19 protein-coding genes are annotated in these 17,010 nt (G+C 60.2%); 8 read left to right on the forward strand and 11 right to left on the reverse strand.

From position 1 onward, the window contains the following. The first annotated feature begins 364 nt into the window (after positions 1–364). Positions 365–748 carry a hypothetical protein gene (locus tag RBH22_RS13475; protein WP_306677815.1) on the forward strand — a complete coding sequence of 128 codons (384 nt, stop codon included), beginning with the start codon at positions 365–367 and terminating at the stop codon, positions 746–748. 43 nt (positions 749–791) lie between these two features. On the opposite strand, the gene RBH22_RS13480 is transcribed toward RBH22_RS13475, so the two are convergent. The 5 genes from RBH22_RS13480 to RBH22_RS13500 form a co-directional block, all read right to left on the reverse strand. Further along, complete coding sequence (locus tag RBH22_RS13480) at positions 792–1,694, reverse strand: hypothetical protein (protein ID WP_306677816.1); 903 nt, start codon at positions 1,692–1,694, stop codon at positions 792–794. Continuing rightward, the gene (locus RBH22_RS13485) at positions 1,691–2,143 is read right to left on the reverse strand and encodes a helix-turn-helix domain-containing protein (protein WP_256289445.1); all 453 of its coding nucleotides are present in this window, start codon (positions 2,141–2,143) and stop codon (positions 1,691–1,693) included. Before RBH22_RS13485 ends, RBH22_RS13480 begins: the two co-directional genes overlap by 4 nt. Before the next feature lie 102 nt (positions 2,144–2,245). Continuing rightward, positions 2,246–3,055: a hypothetical protein gene (locus RBH22_RS13490; RefSeq protein WP_306677817.1), complete on the reverse strand. Its 810-nt coding sequence runs from the start codon at positions 3,053–3,055 to the stop codon at positions 2,246–2,248. Positions 3,056–3,161: 106 nt separating this feature from the next. Beyond that, entirely contained in the window at positions 3,162–3,869 is a 708-nt protein-coding gene (locus RBH22_RS13495) for an MBL fold metallo-hydrolase (protein WP_306677818.1), read from the reverse strand. A gap of 2 nt (positions 3,870–3,871) precedes the next feature. Further along, entirely contained in the window at positions 3,872–4,699 is an 828-nt protein-coding gene (locus RBH22_RS13500; protein ID WP_306677819.1) for a DUF6159 family protein, read from the reverse strand. Positions 4,700–5,053: 354 nt separating this feature from the next. Here RBH22_RS13500 and RBH22_RS13505 point away from each other — a divergent pair, with 354 nt between their 5' ends. Continuing rightward, positions 5,054–5,524 (forward strand): carotenoid biosynthesis protein, encoded by a 471-nt coding sequence (locus RBH22_RS13505; RefSeq protein ID WP_306677820.1) that lies wholly within the window; start codon positions 5,054–5,056, stop codon positions 5,522–5,524. A 302-nt stretch (positions 5,525–5,826) separates the two neighbouring features. On the opposite strand, the gene RBH22_RS13510 is transcribed toward RBH22_RS13505, so the two are convergent. From RBH22_RS13510 to RBH22_RS13525, 4 genes are all read right to left on the reverse strand, one after another. Then, on the reverse strand, positions 5,827–6,237 hold the full coding sequence (locus tag RBH22_RS13510) for a hypothetical protein (RefSeq protein ID WP_256289450.1): 411 nt from the start codon (positions 6,235–6,237) through the stop codon (positions 5,827–5,829). A 310-nt stretch (positions 6,238–6,547) separates the two neighbouring features. Next, the gene (locus RBH22_RS13515) at positions 6,548–7,888 is read right to left on the reverse strand and encodes a hypothetical protein (RefSeq protein ID WP_306677821.1); all 1,341 of its coding nucleotides are present in this window, start codon (positions 7,886–7,888) and stop codon (positions 6,548–6,550) included. Continuing rightward, the gene (locus RBH22_RS13520) at positions 7,885–8,535 is read right to left on the reverse strand and encodes a hypothetical protein (RefSeq protein WP_306677822.1); all 651 of its coding nucleotides are present in this window, start codon (positions 8,533–8,535) and stop codon (positions 7,885–7,887) included. The genes RBH22_RS13515 and RBH22_RS13520 overlap by 4 nt, the downstream gene beginning before the upstream one ends. A gap of 55 nt (positions 8,536–8,590) precedes the next feature. Continuing rightward, complete coding sequence (locus tag RBH22_RS13525; RefSeq protein WP_306677823.1) at positions 8,591–9,364, reverse strand: hypothetical protein; 774 nt, start codon at positions 9,362–9,364, stop codon at positions 8,591–8,593. Positions 9,365–9,636: 272 nt separating this feature from the next. Between RBH22_RS13525 and RBH22_RS13530 the strand changes: the two genes are divergently transcribed. After that, complete coding sequence (locus RBH22_RS13530) at positions 9,637–9,876, forward strand: hypothetical protein (RefSeq protein ID WP_306677824.1); 240 nt, start codon at positions 9,637–9,639, stop codon at positions 9,874–9,876. Positions 9,877–9,989: 113 nt separating this feature from the next. Here RBH22_RS13530 and RBH22_RS13535 read toward each other — a convergent pair whose 3' ends face one another. Next, positions 9,990–10,502 (reverse strand): hypothetical protein, encoded by a 513-nt coding sequence (locus RBH22_RS13535; RefSeq protein WP_306677825.1) that lies wholly within the window; start codon positions 10,500–10,502, stop codon positions 9,990–9,992. A gap of 305 nt (positions 10,503–10,807) precedes the next feature. Here RBH22_RS13535 and RBH22_RS13540 point away from each other — a divergent pair, with 305 nt between their 5' ends. Next, positions 10,808–12,616 (forward strand): SLC13 family permease, encoded by a 1,809-nt coding sequence (locus RBH22_RS13540; protein WP_306677851.1) that lies wholly within the window; start codon positions 10,808–10,810, stop codon positions 12,614–12,616. A 48-nt stretch (positions 12,617–12,664) separates the two neighbouring features. On the opposite strand, the gene RBH22_RS13545 is transcribed toward RBH22_RS13540, so the two are convergent. Beyond that, the gene (locus tag RBH22_RS13545) at positions 12,665–13,831 is read right to left on the reverse strand and encodes a M50 family metallopeptidase (protein ID WP_306677826.1); all 1,167 of its coding nucleotides are present in this window, start codon (positions 13,829–13,831) and stop codon (positions 12,665–12,667) included. 339 nt (positions 13,832–14,170) lie between these two features. Here RBH22_RS13545 and RBH22_RS13550 point away from each other — a divergent pair, with 339 nt between their 5' ends. From RBH22_RS13550 to RBH22_RS13565, 4 genes are read left to right on the forward strand one after another with little or no spacing between them, the layout of a single operon-like run. Continuing rightward, complete coding sequence (locus RBH22_RS13550; protein ID WP_306677827.1) at positions 14,171–14,644, forward strand: hypothetical protein; 474 nt, start codon at positions 14,171–14,173, stop codon at positions 14,642–14,644. A gap of 52 nt (positions 14,645–14,696) precedes the next feature. Beyond that, positions 14,697–15,104 (forward strand): universal stress protein, encoded by a 408-nt coding sequence (locus RBH22_RS13555; RefSeq protein WP_306677828.1) that lies wholly within the window; start codon positions 14,697–14,699, stop codon positions 15,102–15,104. Beyond that, positions 15,101–16,063 (forward strand): hypothetical protein, encoded by a 963-nt coding sequence (locus tag RBH22_RS13560; protein WP_256289460.1) that lies wholly within the window; start codon positions 15,101–15,103, stop codon positions 16,061–16,063. The genes RBH22_RS13555 and RBH22_RS13560 overlap by 4 nt, the downstream gene beginning before the upstream one ends. After that, positions 16,060–16,869: a mechanosensitive ion channel domain-containing protein gene (locus RBH22_RS13565; protein WP_306677829.1), complete on the forward strand. Its 810-nt coding sequence runs from the start codon at positions 16,060–16,062 to the stop codon at positions 16,867–16,869. The genes RBH22_RS13560 and RBH22_RS13565 overlap by 4 nt, the downstream gene beginning before the upstream one ends. Positions 16,870–17,010 lie beyond the last annotated feature (141 nt).

Raw genomic sequence — 17,010 nt, forward strand, 5'->3', positions numbered from 1 at the left:
AGTTATCCCTTCTTTGATGAAGATACCACCTTCATTATGCACTATGCAGATAGAATTCGACGGAACCACTGCTCGTAATAGCTTGCGAGCAATCTTGCGCTACCTGTTCGCCCTGTTTGCCTGGATATACAGCGGTTGCACGTGGGTAGTGGGACAGACCAGAGACACAATTCGAGAGGGGGGACGCTGGGCTGGCTCAGTAACGGGCGCTCTGTGGGGCTACTTCAGCGCCGCTCTCGGAGCCGAGAGAACGAGATATGTGCTGGAACGCGCAACAAAAGGTCTCTTCGGGGTTCGACAGGATATCTCGGTTGTGGCCCTCCTGAGTGCGCCCTTCCTTGCCTTTGGAACCGAGTGGTGGGTCGTGACCACCACCAGTTACCGGCAAATCGAGTCGATGGCCGTCGGCACCTGGACGGGGGCGAATCCGGAACCGCTCGTCTTCGTCAGCGTCGCCGCAATCGTCGCTGTTGCTACTCTGTTCACGGGCTTCAATTCGGGGTTGATTCCATCCACTGTCCTCGCGATGGCACCGACATTCGGTATCGGGTTCGCACGTTACGGGCTCACAGCGGAGTACTATGGCACAGTCGGAATCCCCGACGCGACAGCCATCGGTCTGATGATCGCTGTGGTGATCGGTCTCCCACTGGGAGTGACGGGGTTCTTGATCGGGACCGGACTCCGCCATCTGTGGGGGTACTTCGAGAAGCGATCGGGAACTGACGAGGCATCGAGGCAGGCGTGAGCAATCCGAGTAGAGGGACAAATCCTCAGCTATGGCTTTCGGTTCACGATACGATCTCTTGGACGTAGATGTGTGCGTACGCGCTTGCCCACACGACTGAAAGCAGTTCACTGACGCTCGATGAGATTATGTCTATAACGGGCGATACGAGTGCTAGTCTCGTACCGATCTCGGGGAAAACGGTTGGCAAATACAGGCTGAGTGCACTGCCAATAGCGATTACGGCGATGAGCAAGATTTTTCGACGGTAGTTCGTTGTGATGCGCCAACTCACCCAGAGTGATTCGATAGGCCCGTACTGACCGATAACGCACGCCTCGGGCGCGAACCAGAATTTGAACAGGAGAAAGAGAAACGGCACGGCAAAAATAATCCCACCGACTGCTGCGGCGACAGGGAAACTAACCATCTCCACCGGGGCCGGGATCATGCCGACCAGAAGGAAGAGTGGAAATGACACGAAGAACGGAACCGTCATCACGACGAATACGATGACAACGATGACGCCGACTAACGCCGGAGTTCGAACGATGCTTCGCCGTAGTCCCTCACGTACCGTGACAGACTCGCCGGTCAATTCTCCAGCAACTATCGTTCCCACGTAGGCGCGAATCGAAATGATAAACGCGAACGCCGTCACAGCCTCGATGACGCCGATTGCTGGCGTCGGAAGCACAGTGATACTGTCGATCTCGAGAAGTCGATTGGTGAAAATAATCACGCCAGCGAAGGCGAGGATCGACGGGTAGGACCGAAACAGGCGAACCGACCAAACGAGCGCGTCGAGGACGGTCCGATTGGTGGTGGTTGTCTCAATGTTTCGGCATTCGAGACAACCACAGCCATCGACATCTTCTCGGGCTTTGATTGTCGGTGCCACGCCACACGTGGTTGTGTCGCCACCGGTAGAAGCGCTTCTGCCCGCTGAGTCGGTGTGTTCGCTCATTCCGCAGTGACGAATTGGGAGATGGATTCACCGACTGCGAGCAGGACCGATGGAGGGCCAAGTAGCGACGCGAAGGCCTTGAACGCGCGTTTGAGGCTCGGCCGGTCGTCCTCAGTGCCAAGGAAGAGGAGCGTCGGATCCTCCGAAACGACATACACACTCATCTCACGGCCTTTCTCCGAATAGCAGGTGTCGGTGACTTCGATTACTCCAGCTGCTTCGAGATTCTCCAAGTGATAGTGGACGTTCTGCACGCTCTGGCCAAGTTGGTCAGCGATCCGCGACGGAGTCGCCGGTGTCTCGTTGAGCAACCGGAATATTTCGTAGGCGGTTTCGGAGGACAACGCTTCGATCACGTCTCGTGTCGCGTCGTCGTCGAGGCTCAAGACTGAGGGGTTGTCACTTCGTTTGACGGCGGCGTTCGTTTGTGTCGGAAGGAGTCGTGACATAGTTGCTGTTGACTGCTGTGGATCGAGATCTGTTCTGATCAGCGGCCGCTTGATACCATCGTACGTAGTTGTTGTCGGATAGTCATATTTGTCGGTCGGCAGTCATACTGACTCTATGGAGACAGGTGATGCAGCGATCAGTCGTAGGTAGTACGCCGTGTACACCGTATAGAAGTACGCGAAGCCAACCGCCGACAGGACGATTCCGATCGGAAGGAGGACAGCTACCGGAATACCGGGGTCGATCGGTAATACGTCAGCAGGCCCGGCATCCGTCAACGTCAACTGGAGCAGGTACTCGGGGATAAAAAAGGCGTTCAACAGGATGACCCACACCAGCGAGAACCCGGCGACGCTTTTGAGGTTCGAGCGGACGAGCGAAACGCTCCTCCGAAATGCATCCGTGATGCCCTGGTCTTCGATGACGATCGCAACATCGTAAAATTGCACGAACATAATGACGAGGAGGATGGACAACAGCCAGACGAGCAGCGAACCGACGCCTGCGGCGAAGGCGGCCATCTCGTGAATCGCGGCGAGTGCCAGAGTCCCGATACCGAGTATGAATCCGACGAGGCCGAGCCCGATGGCGGTTCCGAGGACGAGAAGCACGAACACCACCGTTCCGAGTAGCAGCCGGAGGTAATGTGTCTGTGCTGCCGTCACAAACTGAGTGACCGACGTTTCTGTTCCTTCGATCGCAGCTCGGGCGGTGTCGATGAAGCCACCGAGAACGAATGGGAAGACGATCAACCACGCGAGCGATGCACCCGCAGAGACCAACGGTGAGTCGATCAGGTGTTCGACGTTCTGGAGTTGGCTCCCACCCCCGACGAGGAGGCCGGCGACGAGCAGGATCGGATTTGCTTGGAGGGCGGCGAATCCATCTTTGAATGCGGAGACCAGTACCATCGTGTCTACGACATACTGTTGTCTCATATTAGATCGAATGGAGTATCAAAACCAAATTTAAGCGATAATGGGGCCTGTATCCGCTATTTCCCGGGGTAGGAGATTATCAGTCCACTAGTGCCGCTGTGAGCGCTCGGAGTTGTCCCCATCCGTTCGAACGGAGTGCCGCCGGCATCCGTCGGCGTGCTCCATCGAGTGCCGTCCTCAGAGCAGTTGAGGCGTTTTCGAAGATGCCAGCCCCGTGTCCGACGAGAATCCGGCGCGGAGAGAGGTCATCAAACACGGCTCGGGGAGGGAAGAATCGACACAGGAGGTACATCCCGAGTTGCTCCGCACCGACTGTGAACAACGGTGCAGTCCCGAGTACGTCGGGGACGTAGAGTGTCTCGTCGGATTCACGATATGCAACTGCTTCGGACCACCCCGGAAACGGGCAGCAACAACGCAACTCGAACCCAGAGGTACCGACCGCACCCGTCTCTGGATCGATTGGAGCATCGAGTTTGGATACTGCGCGGGAAAGCCACGAGGGACAGTACACCGGGACATTATGACGTGTCGCGAAACGGTCCGCATCACGGACGTGGTAGTTCGAACAGACGAGAACGCCGCGTATGTCGCCAAGCGCTGCGAGCTCCTCGTCGATCCCTGGGGCATCGAGTGGGTCGATGACCCACACGCCACCGTCTGTGCCGACGACGGCGTGACTCGTCCGGCGACCGGTTTCGTTCGGGTGTGCGAACCAGCTGATCCCGCCGTCCCACCGATCGACTACCTCGTACCTCGAAGGGGTATGCCGGTCGTAAATTGGCATCGTCAGCTTTCGGGGAAGACCGTGTCCGGATTCCGACCCTCGAACGGGCCGACGTGTTCATCCGTCGTCGCGTAGCGGTACAGCGCCGTCCGGACGATCGCAGCGGCCGTCTGCGAACCCACGATTGCTGTGACGACGATTCCGCCACCACCGACGAGCGCACCCATAGCGACCACACCATCGAGAACGAAGTATCCAGCCGCCCCCAACGCGACACCTGGCAGCGCAACGATCAGGAAGACGAAACTCACGCCGAGCGTAGCGGAGACGCTTTCGCCCCACGTGTCTCTGAAGAGCGACCCACTCCGACGGAGCTGACGACGTAGACTCCGTCGCTCGTCGAGGACGATGACCGGCACGATGAAGAACGTCAGCAGCGCCCACGCGACATCGAAGACCATCCGCGTCAAACTCCCGACCGCGCCGAACTTCTCGTCGAGAATGTACAAGACCGTGCCGAGCGTCGCGGCGACGACTGCCCACAGGGCGATCTGCCGGCGAGCGCGCCACGCCGCAGCGAGGCCTTCCCGAACAGATGTGGGATTCCCATCGAACAGTTGCGCTGCGCAGTGCACCACCGCGGCGTTGAAAAACGTCGCCACGCTCGAGGAGATCGCAATCGCACAGAACAACACGCTGTACTTGTAGAGGTCGTTGGTGAGCAGTGACCCGACGAGTCCCTGCTGGAAGACGATCGCTCCGAGGACGGCGAAGGCACTCCCGACCGCGAGAAGACTCAAGGCCGGAAGGACCAAAAGCGTCGGCCGCTGGGTGAAGATGCGGAGACTGTCACGAGTGATATCGAAGCCGCGTTGGTATTTCGAGGTCATCCTGAACAGTCTCCGTTTGACTGGCCACGCGCAGATCGAGCACCATTGCGTGTCGAACGTGCTGTGACACCGCCAATCGCTCCGAGTGCAACACTCTCTGTGAGCGGTGCCAGGGTTTTTCGTCGTATGACGGAGGGCATACTACGTTGATTCGGTCAATGTGCGTATAAAAATCCGGGAGGATGAAAACTGCATCTGAGCGATCGGCTCGTTCCTCGTTCGGGGGGATTTTCGCCCTCCTACGCTATGATGCGTGCTGCATACAGCGTGCATAGCTATCACGCCTGGTGAAGATCCCCGAACAAAAGGATAGACAATCAACAATTCTTTGCCCCATCACTTTGGACTACTGCTATGACGAGCAGTCGTGCCTTTGCCACCACGACCGTTGCATTGGGCATCGTCGCGCTCGCCCACGCGGCGATCACGTGGCCAGTCTCCGCAACGCTCGTACTGTTCGGAGGAGGAGCAGTAGTCGCGTTCGTCGCCGAGGCCCTCGTCATTACTCTCGGGTGGCTCGAACATCATATCGAACCGAAGGTTAGTGACGTCCCACTCTATGTCCTGTTCGGCTGGACGGCAGTCATCTATTTTGCACTCCGAATCGCACTCCTCGTAACCGATGGTTGGGCGGCAGTCGTCGCAACCGGTGTCATCGCCACCACCTACGACATACTAACCGACCACCGTGGTGTCGAAGACGGCCACTGGACGTATACAGACGACCTCGCTGGGCCGCGCTACCGTGGAGTCCCGTGGTGGAATTATCTCGGCTGGCTCCTCATCAGCTGTTTCACGGCGGCATTCACTATTCCCTTCCTGTAGTCTCCGGCCCGCATTATATCACTCTGACGAGACGATACATACGCAGACGTAGCGGCAGAGTCAGAGCGAGAGGAGAAAAAGGGCGCTCCGTGCGTGCTGTAACCGCTCTCCACCCTGACCGCAATCTGAGCAGATATATCAATTTCTAAGGGTTTCAACAGGGCTATCGAACACGAAGCGCTCGCCGTCGAGGCGTTGGTTTGGAGTTCGGGGCCACATCTGCGCTGGCCAGACGGGCACTCGCCCGGTTGCAACCGACGGCGAAAGACCCTATTCGTGGCGAAGTACGCGGTGGGAGTCGCTTACGCTCCGGATTCCGAATACAGGTAGAGCGCGCCCACAGCCACGACTAGTTCTGCCACCTTGGCGGCGACGGCCATCGGATTGAGCTCACCGCGCATATAGAATGCCTCGACGCTGAAGCCTTGGAATCCGAACAGGGCGATGATGGTGAGCAGTGCGTAGCCCGCGGCGACCAGATAGAGCGTTTGATTCCAGTACCGGCTCAAATAGAGGGCAATACCCCCAAGGAATCCAAGTCCGTTCAGTATAAACAGTATTCCCATCGTCTGACTGAACCCCATCACCTGGGGCCCTAACAGTAGGTGGACCACTCCGGTGACCAGTGCCGCGAGGATGGTCACGTATCCAATCGGGTGGGATGGAAGGCTGACGATCGAGCCGCCACTCGTCGATGATGATTTCGTCGCCATCACCCGGTATTGAATTCCGGTGATCTTACAATATAGCGACCTCTCCCAGCCAGGGATAACCACCGGTAGATAAACATACTCGGATGGATAATTTGCGGGGGTGGGCTGATTGTCCACGTCGATTGTACTTGTGAGAAGACAGTATCCACAAGCACCCCAACAACATAGTCGCTTCAATCCGACGGAGATTGGCACTATCGGATCTTTGGCGATTGCCACCCAATCGAGAAGTCATCAGATCAACAGTGCGAGCGGGATAGTCACGGGCGGTCTGGGTTCTTGGGGAGGCGTCGGGGCGGGCAACCCCCGATCAGGGGTCCCGAAGCGTGGCCGCCACGTCAGCACTCACTGGCGCGACCGCCCGGCAGGTCGCGGCCGCGACGACGTAGTCGATGGCATCAAACGATACCGAATCGAGGCTGACTGATCCCGACTCCCGCTCGAACTGATCGTCTGTCCACCTGATCTCGTTGGCGTACCACGGCAGCATCGCGCGGATGAGTAGTTCACCGCGGTCGGCAGTGCGTGCTTGCTCGACGGCATCGATTGCATCAGCCCGGAGGTGGGCGACGTCAGTAACACTCTCGACGGCGACGTCGTCGCCGCCGTCGATCCGCTCGCGCAGCGTGTTGAACGCTCGCGTGTACACCAGTGCATCAGCTGCGCCGAGGATACTGCTCGCGAGGGTTGAGCCGTCGTCGGCTTCGAGCGCGTCATCTGCGCGGTATCTGGCTTCGGAGCCCAAGTTGGCGAGCGCCCGTACCCCCGTCGTCTCGCCGACGTCCCGATCGACGAGTGCCGTGGGGTTGTCGACGTCTTCGGCCGGAAGCGACCCCATCCGCGCCCGGACCCGCTGTCGGAGTTCCGCACGGGCGGCCTCGAAACGCGAGCGCTGCTCCGCAGTCGCATCGAGACTCGTCCGAAAGCGATCGAAGACATAGGAAGCGACCGCGACACTCGTCCGGGCTCGCTCGTGGTCTTCGGCGAGGTCCGCCACGTCGAGCGCTGTGCCCCCATCCCGAGGGGGCCGTCGAGGTTCCGCGGAGATCCAGTTCCGCGCGGACTGGATCTCTGTCTCGATCTCCTCGTGGACAACGACTGCGCGGACAGGATCGTCGCCGACGTACGACCACTGTGCGAGGACTTCGTCGATCGCGCCCTCGACGGCTGCGGCCTCCGCTGCGAGATCCGACAGCGTCAGGTCTGCTGCGATGGCTCGCCACGCCGCCCGGACCTGGTGTGCGTCGACACGCGCACTGTTCGCTCGCCCGAGACGGCCATATAGCGTCTCCGCCTCGCCGATCCGGTCGATCGAGTCGGTGGCGGACTCGTAGGTGTCGTTCAGTCGCGCTCGAATCACGCCGTTCGGGATCTCCTCGCGGTCGAACGGAGCCGGGACCGCCGCCAGGTCGGACTCTGCCATCGATCGCTGCTCGTCGACGAACGACGCCTCGATTTCGATCGGGAGCGTCTCCGGAACCGTCGGCGGGTCATCGGCGACGGCATCGGCGAGCGCGTCGGCAGCGACGGTCCGCTCGCTCCCTCCGTGGAGGAGTCCCGAACAGCCGGCCAGCGACGCCAGCGTCCCGACGCCCGAGAGCGCGAGCAGTCGCCGTCGAGTGACGGCCGACTCGCAGTGTTCGTGAGTCACGATCCGCTCTCCTCCCGGCGCTCACCCTTGGGGCGGCGGCAGGCCCCGCCACCGCTACCCGAGCTGTAACCGGAGATCTGGTCGGGATCGAGCGCGACCGGCAGCCGGATCAGGTTCGTCACGGCGACGCGAGTGTCGGCCTCGCAGGCAACGTCGGCGTCGCGGAGGGTCCGCGCATAGTCAGTCTCAATCTCCTCGTCGGTCCAGCGGACCCAGCAGAGTTGGTGGCGGTAGCACTCGCCGACGAGGTGGCGCTCGACGTAGACGGTTTCGGAGTCGAAGTTCGTCGCTTCAAGGAACCGCTTGGCCTCGTCGGCCCCGTCAACGTCGGCGAACGTGACTGCGTCGGCGTCAGCCCCGTTGGCGAGGACGTAGTGGGCCCAGTCGTCGATTTCCGTGCCGGGCGACGGTGTTTCGTTCTCGGCCGCCGTCTCGCGCACGACGTTCGGCTCTGTAGCCGGGCCGCGGAGTGTGACGTGTGGTGGGCTGACGAGCGCGTCTTCGGGCGGTTCGGCGTCGGGTCCCGCACGCGAGGACGCGGAACCAGAGCCGCTGCCGCTGCACCCGGCGAGGGCGGTCAAGCCCAGCGCGGCAACCGTCGAGGCGAGGACGCGCCGCCTGGTGGACCGCGGTGTGTCGGAGGGCATCGTTTCTGGGTCCCACCCGGGTAGTAAATAGACGGCGAAGGGTCAGAGGACTGTTTCAGAGTTCTGCGCTGCTTCGTCCACTCGGGGTGGTGGACGAAGCAGTGCTCTCAGGACCGCGATCGCCGGTGTCGTCGGCGAGTTGCACGTACGCTGCGGCGATGATGCCGTAGACGAACGTATACAGGATGCCGTTGATCAAGACGGAGGCGATGTCGCCGAGTGCGGGCGCGCCAGCGAGTTGGAAGACCGTCGGCACGACTCCAATGAGCATCCCGCTGACCGCGACGAGGAGGACGATCACGAACAGCCGAAGCCGGTTCCCCTTTGCGAGCCCCCAGGAACGTTTCAGCGACCCGACGACACCGCGGTCTTCGACGCCGACCGCGAAGATGAGAAACACGAAATGGGGAGCGAGGAACAGCCCCGGCAGGATCAGCAAGAAGAAGCCGATCATCGTTGCCACAGCGGAGACGACTCCGGCGACGAGCATCGTGAGACTCGCCCAGCCGATACGGCGAGTGTACAGTTCACTCGGGAACGAGGCGAGTTGTGCTTTCGGCCGTGTCAGTGCCCGCGAGAGCATCACGAAGTAGACAGCGCTGAACAGGAATGCGCCGATCAAGACCACACCGGCGACAGCGGTCGGGACCGGAAGCGACAGGCCGAGGGCGTCAGCCGCTGCCGGCGGGACCTGAGCGCCGAGCACCGTGTTGAGCGACGCCAAGAGCAGAAACTGCTGTACGAGCAACAGTGCGAACAGGATGCCGCCGGTTCGCGTCGTAACGCGATCGATACCGTCTGTGAACGCTCTCGATAGCTGGAGGGCCATCACTGGCGACTACAGCGAGAGTATTCAAAAGTCCTCGAATGACTCAAATCTCAATATTACCGTCCGTCACTCCTGCCGCAAGCACTCTCGGGAGACGGTTCAAGAGCTTCAACGGGCGCAGTGCGAGACGATCGTCCTCGAAGAAGGTGACCCCGAGAGCGTTCTTACTGCTGTCAGGACTGGTAAATATGAGGGGACGAGAATCGTCTCGGATCAAACGAACGATTCTCACCGTGATGGGAAGTTATCTCGATGGAGATCCAACCACGACTATGTCCCAATACAAGGCTTCCTTCGAGATAGACTCGAAGACTGATTCGTACGCCACGCGACGTATGCTAGAGCAGGTATACGATACAATTCGAGAAGAATCACGGGTCGTTCGAGAAGGAATGGACGACGCCGATGAGCTCTTGGAAGAATTCCGGACGCTTCGAGACGCAGCGAAGCAGCCTACACCGGGGCGACTGACCATTACCTACGAACAATACGACGGTGAATTCGAGGACTGATGTGGTGGACTCTTCGTCGGGGGCGCCCTGAGTGCCTTTGAGAACCTACGTATACACGTAGGTGTCGGGTCGAGCCCCACACGTGGAGCCCGGTGAACAGACCGGGGTTGAGGTTACTCTCTCCGTTGAATGATGGTGATCAGTTGGGACTTCGGAAGCCACTCGTCAGAGAGATACGGGACGTCGTCCCGCTCCTCGAACCTCCGGTGCTCTTCCTGTAGCCGTTCATTCAACCGCTTTCGACGGTCGCTATCGACTGCATTCTCTATTCCGTGTTCGATCGAGTGTATCTGGTGTGCGATCTGCATCAGACGACGACCCGGCGACGAGTCCTTGAAGAGAATTGCGTCCTCGGTTTCCCGGGAGATGTACCCGACAAATGTGGTAGCCAGGCTTCCCCGCCCGTCGTCTGTTTTCTCGTTGACGAGCCACTCCGGAAGTTGGATGAACACGTCGTCTTCGTCCAGGAGACCCAACAACTGCCACAGCCGATGCGTATCTTGTTCGTTGAGGAGGCCCCGCTCTCGGGCCGTCTCCAGAGTCACATCGCGGTCTCTGAGCGTCTCTGAGTGCCACCTGCGAGCGAAAGAGTCGTAGTCAGCGTACGTTCTGATAGCGTCAACCACTATCAATCAGATAGAAGAGCGAGACAAAGAAGCGTTCTGCCCCCTGGACGACATTTGTCGGGCGGCGAGTAGGACTCTAGCAGCATTTGCAAGTCTTCACTCATCCGATCGTACGCTGTCGTGTGATCGGATGAGCAATCAGTTGCAAATGCTACTATAGCCGATCAGGTCGCAACTGGACCACTAGTCGTCCAGCGAGTCGGGATACCAGACCTTTTCCCGCGTAACTGCCTCTATACAGTGTGTCCTCGTTTTTACTTCCGCTGGCAACCCAGAGCTTGGCTTCGACACCGGTGACAGCGGAGATGTTCGTCGTCTTTGCCCTCATTCTCCTCGCTCTCGTACTCTTTGCGACCGAACGGTTTCCGATCGACGTCACCGCCATCTTGATAATGGTCCTGTTGATGATGCTCGAGCCGTGGACGCAGATCTCGCCGCGGGAGGGAATCTCGGGGTTCGCGAATCCGGCGACGATCACGGTCTTGGCGATGCTCATCCTGAGTACGGGGGTCAACCGAACCGGCATCGTCCAGTTGATCGGCCGCAAGATGGCTGTCTTCGCCGGGACCGACCGACGGAAGCAACTCGCCGCGACGGTTGGCGTCACCGGTCCAGTCTCTGGCTTCGTCAACAACACGCCGGTGGTCGCGATTCTGGTCCCGGTCATCGCTGATCTCGCACACGAGGGGAGAACATCGCCGTCGAAGCTTCTGATGCCGCTGTCGTTCGCGTCGATGCTCGGGGGAACGCTCACACTCATCGGGACGTCGACGAACATCCTCGCGAGCGATATCGCGGCCCAACTCGGCGCGGAATCGCCCGGCCTCGGACTACACGCGTTTGGGATGTTCGAGTTCACCAAACTCGGTGTCGTCGTCTTCGCTGTCGGTTCCCTCTACCTCATGACGGTCGGCGTTCGACTCCTTCCCGAACGGATTCCGGCTGACGAGGACCTCGTCGAGGAGTACGCGCTTCAGGAGTACCTCGCTGACGTCGTCGTCCCGGAGAACTCACCACTGGTCGGCCAGACCGTGGGGGAGGCGCTCGGCGACGACGACCTCGATATCGACGTGTTACAGTTGATCCGCTATGGCGAACAATTCGACGAACCTCTCGCTCGAAAGGAGATTCACGAACACGATACGCTCCGACTCAGGACGAACCGAGAGACACTCGAATACATTATGGACGCGGAGGGGCTCACACTGTCGGGCGGCCCGCAAACAGAGGACGATCTGCATCCGGAGGAGGAAGAACCGGTGCTCGTCGAAGTCGTCGTCCCGTCGGGCTCGTTTCTCGTTGGCGAAACGCTGGCGAGTTCCTCGTTTCGACAGCGCTACGACGCGAACGTGCTGGCCTTCCGCACCCGCGGAGACGTCGTCAGGGACCGATTCGAGGACATCCGTATTCGCGTCGGTGACACGCTATTAGTCCAGGCTCCGCCAGATAGCCTTACGCGACTCGTCGAGAACGAGGATTTCATCGTCGCCCACGAGTTCGACGAGATGACTTATCGGAGCGAGAAGATCCCGTTCGCAGTCGGCATCATCGCCGGCGTGGTCGCACTGCCGGCACTGAACATCCTCCCGATCGTCGTCTCAGCACTTGCTGGTGTCGTGGCGATGATCTTCACCGGCGTCCTCAAGCCGACAGAACTCTACTCGTCTGTCGAGTGGAACGTGATCTTCCTCCTTGCCGGCGTCATCCCGCTCGGTATCGCCCTGCAGCAAACGGGCGCTGCGGCGCTGCTTGGCGATGCCGTCGCTGCGACGTCGGTGTTCCTGCCCCCGATCGGCGTCCTGTGGGTCTTCTACCTCGCGACCGGGCTGTTGACGAGCGTCATCAGTAACAACGCGAGCGTCGTGTTGATGATTCCGGTGGCTGCCAACGCGGCCCAGTCGATCGGGGCGAACGCGTTTGCGTTCGTCCTGGCGGTCACGTTCGCCGCCTCGACGGCGTTTATGACGCCGGTCGGCTACCAGACGAATCTCTTCGTCTACGGCCCCGGAGGGTACAGGTTTTCTGACTTCATTCGAGTCGGCGCACCCTTACAATTCCTCCTCTCGATCGTCACCGTCCTCGGGATCGCGTTCTTCTGGGGAGTCCGCGTCTGAAGCCGCGACCGTCTCACGGACGAGCCCCAGACTCGTGAGAACTGGATCTCACTGGAGACTTGGTTCGACCGGTTGGCCGAGTGTACCTGGCGACCCGCCGCTCTGGATGACGTTGAACGCCCGCATCATATCTGTCCGAGAAACGATCCCGACGAGGTCACCGGACCCGTCGACGACCGGCAAGCGTCCAACGCCGTTCTGCTGCATCTGCTGGAAGGCGGTCATTGCGTCGGTGTCAGGGGTGACCGTATGGAGGTCGGTCGACATCACGTCCTCGACGCGATATGCATCGCGTTCGACTTCTTCGATAGCACCTGCATCATCCAGCGTCACCATCCCAACGAGATTGCCGTTTCGCAGTACTGGATACCCGATATGGCGCTCAGTAAACATTTTCGTGAGGAGATCAGAGATAGTGGTCCCCTCGGGAACCGTCTTGAGGTTCTCTCCAGGCGTCATCACGTCGTTCACGGTGATGTCTTCGAAAGCTGCCTTGATCGTGGTCTGTTGGGCCTCGCCGGATGCAGCAATGTAGATGAAAAACGCCAGTATAATGAGAAACCAGTTGGTGAACAACCCGAGAAGTCCCAGACCGAACGCGAACAGTTTCCCGACGGCAGCAGCCTGTTGGGTCGCCTTTGCGTGTGGCTGGTTTCGAGCGAGGAGTGCTCGTAGAATACGTCCGCCATCCATCGGAAAGCCAGGGAGCAGATTGAACGCAGCGAGCACTATATTCAGGATTGCAAGATAGCCGAAGACGAACCGGGCTGCGTCGACACTCGATGGGAGACTGGTAAATGCCACATAGGAGCCCACGCCGAGGAGGACGCTCACGACGGGACCAGCGATAGCGATCACCAGCTCGTGACGCCAGTCTTCGGGGAACTCGGTGAAGCTAGCCACGCCGCCGAGTAACCAGAGTGTGATCGAATCGATCTCGTATCCGTATCGCAACGCGACCAACGAGTGTCCGAACTCGTGCAATAGGACGCCGGTAAACAGTCCCAGCGCCGAAGCCAGTCCGAGTATCCACGGGAGGGTCCCGTCCGTCAACTGGTTCGGGTCCATCGTGGCGCCGAACGTCTGGTTTATCACCACTACTAACTCAGCGATGTCCCAGGCGATGAATACGGCGAAGAGCGGAAGGACGATCAGGAAAGTCCAGTTGAGCCTGATAGGGATACCAAACGCCGAACCGATTCGGAATCCTCGCATACGTGAACAGTTGTCGGCCCAGCGCAATAAAACAGGCCGTCAGCAAGAACGACCGGGTGAGGGAGGTGTCACAGAATCTCATACTGTCGGTCAGACGTTCGTGAATTATGTTGGCACTCACGGGAGGCCGGAATTCTTCACCTAGTTCTGTCCGACAGTATCATCATCGCGTTGAGTACGCTCACAGCGTCAAGAGATGGTGCTGTAGAGCGTGTTCAACGGTGGGGAAGGCAAAACGCACGTGGTCGAGAATGATCCTAGAACTCAACGCGAGCGCAGAAGTCGGAGGTGCCGGGAATTGTTACTTGCCTTTATTGTATTCAAGGTGTAATATGTGGTATGGTACTCAATGTAGAGGTTCCGGAACCACCAGACCTCTCGAACCGAGGGATGCCACGGGAGTTCGAGTTGCAAGACGAGACACTCGGGTCAGAGGACTTCTACCGCGAAGATCTCGAAGACCTGCTCCAGGAGGGTGCATGGAAGGAGGGGTTCAACGAATGGGCCGAGTACACGGACCTCGACGAAGAGCACGTTCGAATCGTCAGCGACCTCGGCCTGTTCCAATCGTTCGACTTCTACTGGGATCCGACCGAAGACCGTCTCCGCTTCGACGCCCCGACTATACCGGATGACTGGCGGGAGCGAGACGCGACCGAGTCGCTCGACTCGAGCACGGTTTCGATGATCGACGCCGCGTTACGGGATCTCGGCCGAGCCATCCACGAGACGCTGGAGGACTACCTCGACCGGAACGACGAAGCCTCCGATTTTGGCTGGGGGGAAGAGACGTACGGCAAACGAGGCGAGTGACCTCCGCGTGAGTACTTACTAACGCGAACTGTAGATACCAATAGGGGAGCCTATGTACGACCACATTCTCATCCCGACGGACGGAAGTGGCGAAATCGAACAGGCCGGCAGCCACGGGATCGAACTCGCCCGGACCGACAACGCGGCGGTGCACATCCGCTACGTCGAGGACACGAACACATACGCCTACGAGGACGTCCCCCGGAGCAGCGTCGGACTCCTCAAAGAAAGCGGGGACACCGCGCTAGACGAGAGTGCGATGGGTCGAGAACGGGGATTCAGTGTGGAGACACCTATCCAGCGTGGATGGCCGTCCCGAGAACTCCTTGCCTACGTCGACGAGAACGACGTTGACCTCGTCACTCTGGGCACATATGGTCGCACGATCGAGGTCCAGCTCGGGAGTCCCACCGAGCGCGTCATCCGAACGTCCAGCCAACCAACGCTCTCTGTCCGATGAGGGGACCGGATACCCTATCGCTCCTCGGTGACGACCACGAGGCGTTCGAGGCGGTCCTCTCCGGCGAGGTAGCCGGGCCGGTCGCCGTCGTCGGCGGTCCCTTCTCCGGACGCGGGACCGTTCTTGACCGGGCAGTGCAGGAACTGGACGCGACCCGAGTCGCCCTCGACCCGAGCGACAGCGTCGACCGGGTCCGGGGAGAGATCAAAGGCGGACCGGTCGTGGTCGAGGATTGCCAGCACCTGTACGAGCGCCGTATCAGCGGCTTCGAGGGGCTGTCTGCGTTCCTCAACGACCTTGCAAGCGTCGATGCGACGGTAGTGACCGGCTGGAACCGGTACGCGTGGGCGTATCTCACGGCGGTGCAGGCCCTCGACCGGGAGTTTCCCGTCACCGTTGGGGTCCAGCCCCTCCCCGCAGAACGGATCGCGGAACTCGTGCTAGATCGGTACGACGGGATGCCAGCATTCGTCGCCGACGACCCCGATCAGGGCGGCTTGGTCGTCACGACGCACCACGAAATTAGCTGGCGGGACTGGTCGGTATCGGTGCCGGTCCCTATGCTAAGTCCAGTTGCAGTCAGGGGCCTGTTTTCGGATGGAGATCTGGATCCAAAGGACGTGACGTTCGGCCGGCTCGCTGCGGTCTCGAACGGGAACCTCGGTGTCGCCACGGCGATCTGGGAGACCCGTCAGGGGGCGGAGGTACGCCCGAGCGACATCGCGGTCCCCGCGTCCGATCGGGACTTGGACCGCGAGGAGGCATTCTGTCTGCGGATCGTGCTCGCGAAAGAGAGGGTCAACCGGGCACAGCTCGCGGGAATTGTTGACGGACTCGACCGGGTCCTCGGGCGCCTCTCGCGCGACGGTCTCGTCACGGTTGAGGACGATCTCGTGGAACTGGTACCGGCGGCAGTGCCGGCCGCCGCGCCGGCGACCGAACGGGGGCGGATACTGTGACCGCGCTCCAGGCGCTGGTAGACCTGGGGATAGCCCAGGAGACGCTCACGAGAATGGTGGGGGTGGTCGTAGCCGCGTACCTGACCACTCAGGTCGTCGGGTACGTGCTCACGGCTGTCGCCGAGCGCCTTCCCCACCGGCGGATCAGAATCAAGATTGTTGTTCCGATCGCGCGGGTTCTCATCTACGGAACTGCGGCGTATCTGATCTTGGGACCGTTGCTCCAACTATCGACCGCACAGTTGCTCGCAGTGTCGGGACTGTTCGGGGCGGCTCTGGGGTTCGGCCTGAAGGACCTCTTCGCGGCGATAATTGGTGGATTGGTGCTCGTCACCGAGCGCCCCTACCAAGTCGGCGACAAGGTCTCCATCGGCGGCGACTACGGCGAGGTAACAGATATCGACCTCCGGGCGACGACGCTGAGGACGCCCGACGACAGCGCCGTCAGTATCCCGAACGCGACGATGTTCACTGCGAACGTCTCGAACGCCAACGCCGGCCAGTCAGAGATGATGGTTGTCGTCGAGCTCGCGGTCACCGCCTCTGCCGATGTCGATCGAGCGAGTGCGATCGTCGAGGAGGCAATGATGACTTCGAAGTACGTCTACGTCGACGACGACCACCCGTTCACGGTCCTGGTTGAGGACGAATCCTACTATCGGACGATTCGCGGCAAGGCTTATGTGGCCGACCTGCGCGACGAGTTCGCGTTCGCCTCGGACGTGACAGAGCGCTCGATGGCCGCCTTCGCCAGCGAAGGAATCGAAATGCCCGAGGCTCCCATCCGCGCCCCCGAAAACCGCTGACGCATCACCCTGTTACCCTCGAAAACGCTCGTTTTCCGGGCGAGGTTGAGAAACACGTCGTCCTCTGTCTCACACTCTGGACAGGTGCACGAAGTGGAGACCGTCCTCGTCACGTCTTTCTATGCAACGGTGACGTTTCGG

Source organism: Halobellus sp. H-GB7, from assembly GCF_030848585.1.
In the GTDB taxonomy this organism is placed as follows: Archaea; Halobacteriota; Halobacteria; order Halobacteriales; family Haloferacaceae; genus Haloquadratum; species Haloquadratum inordinatus.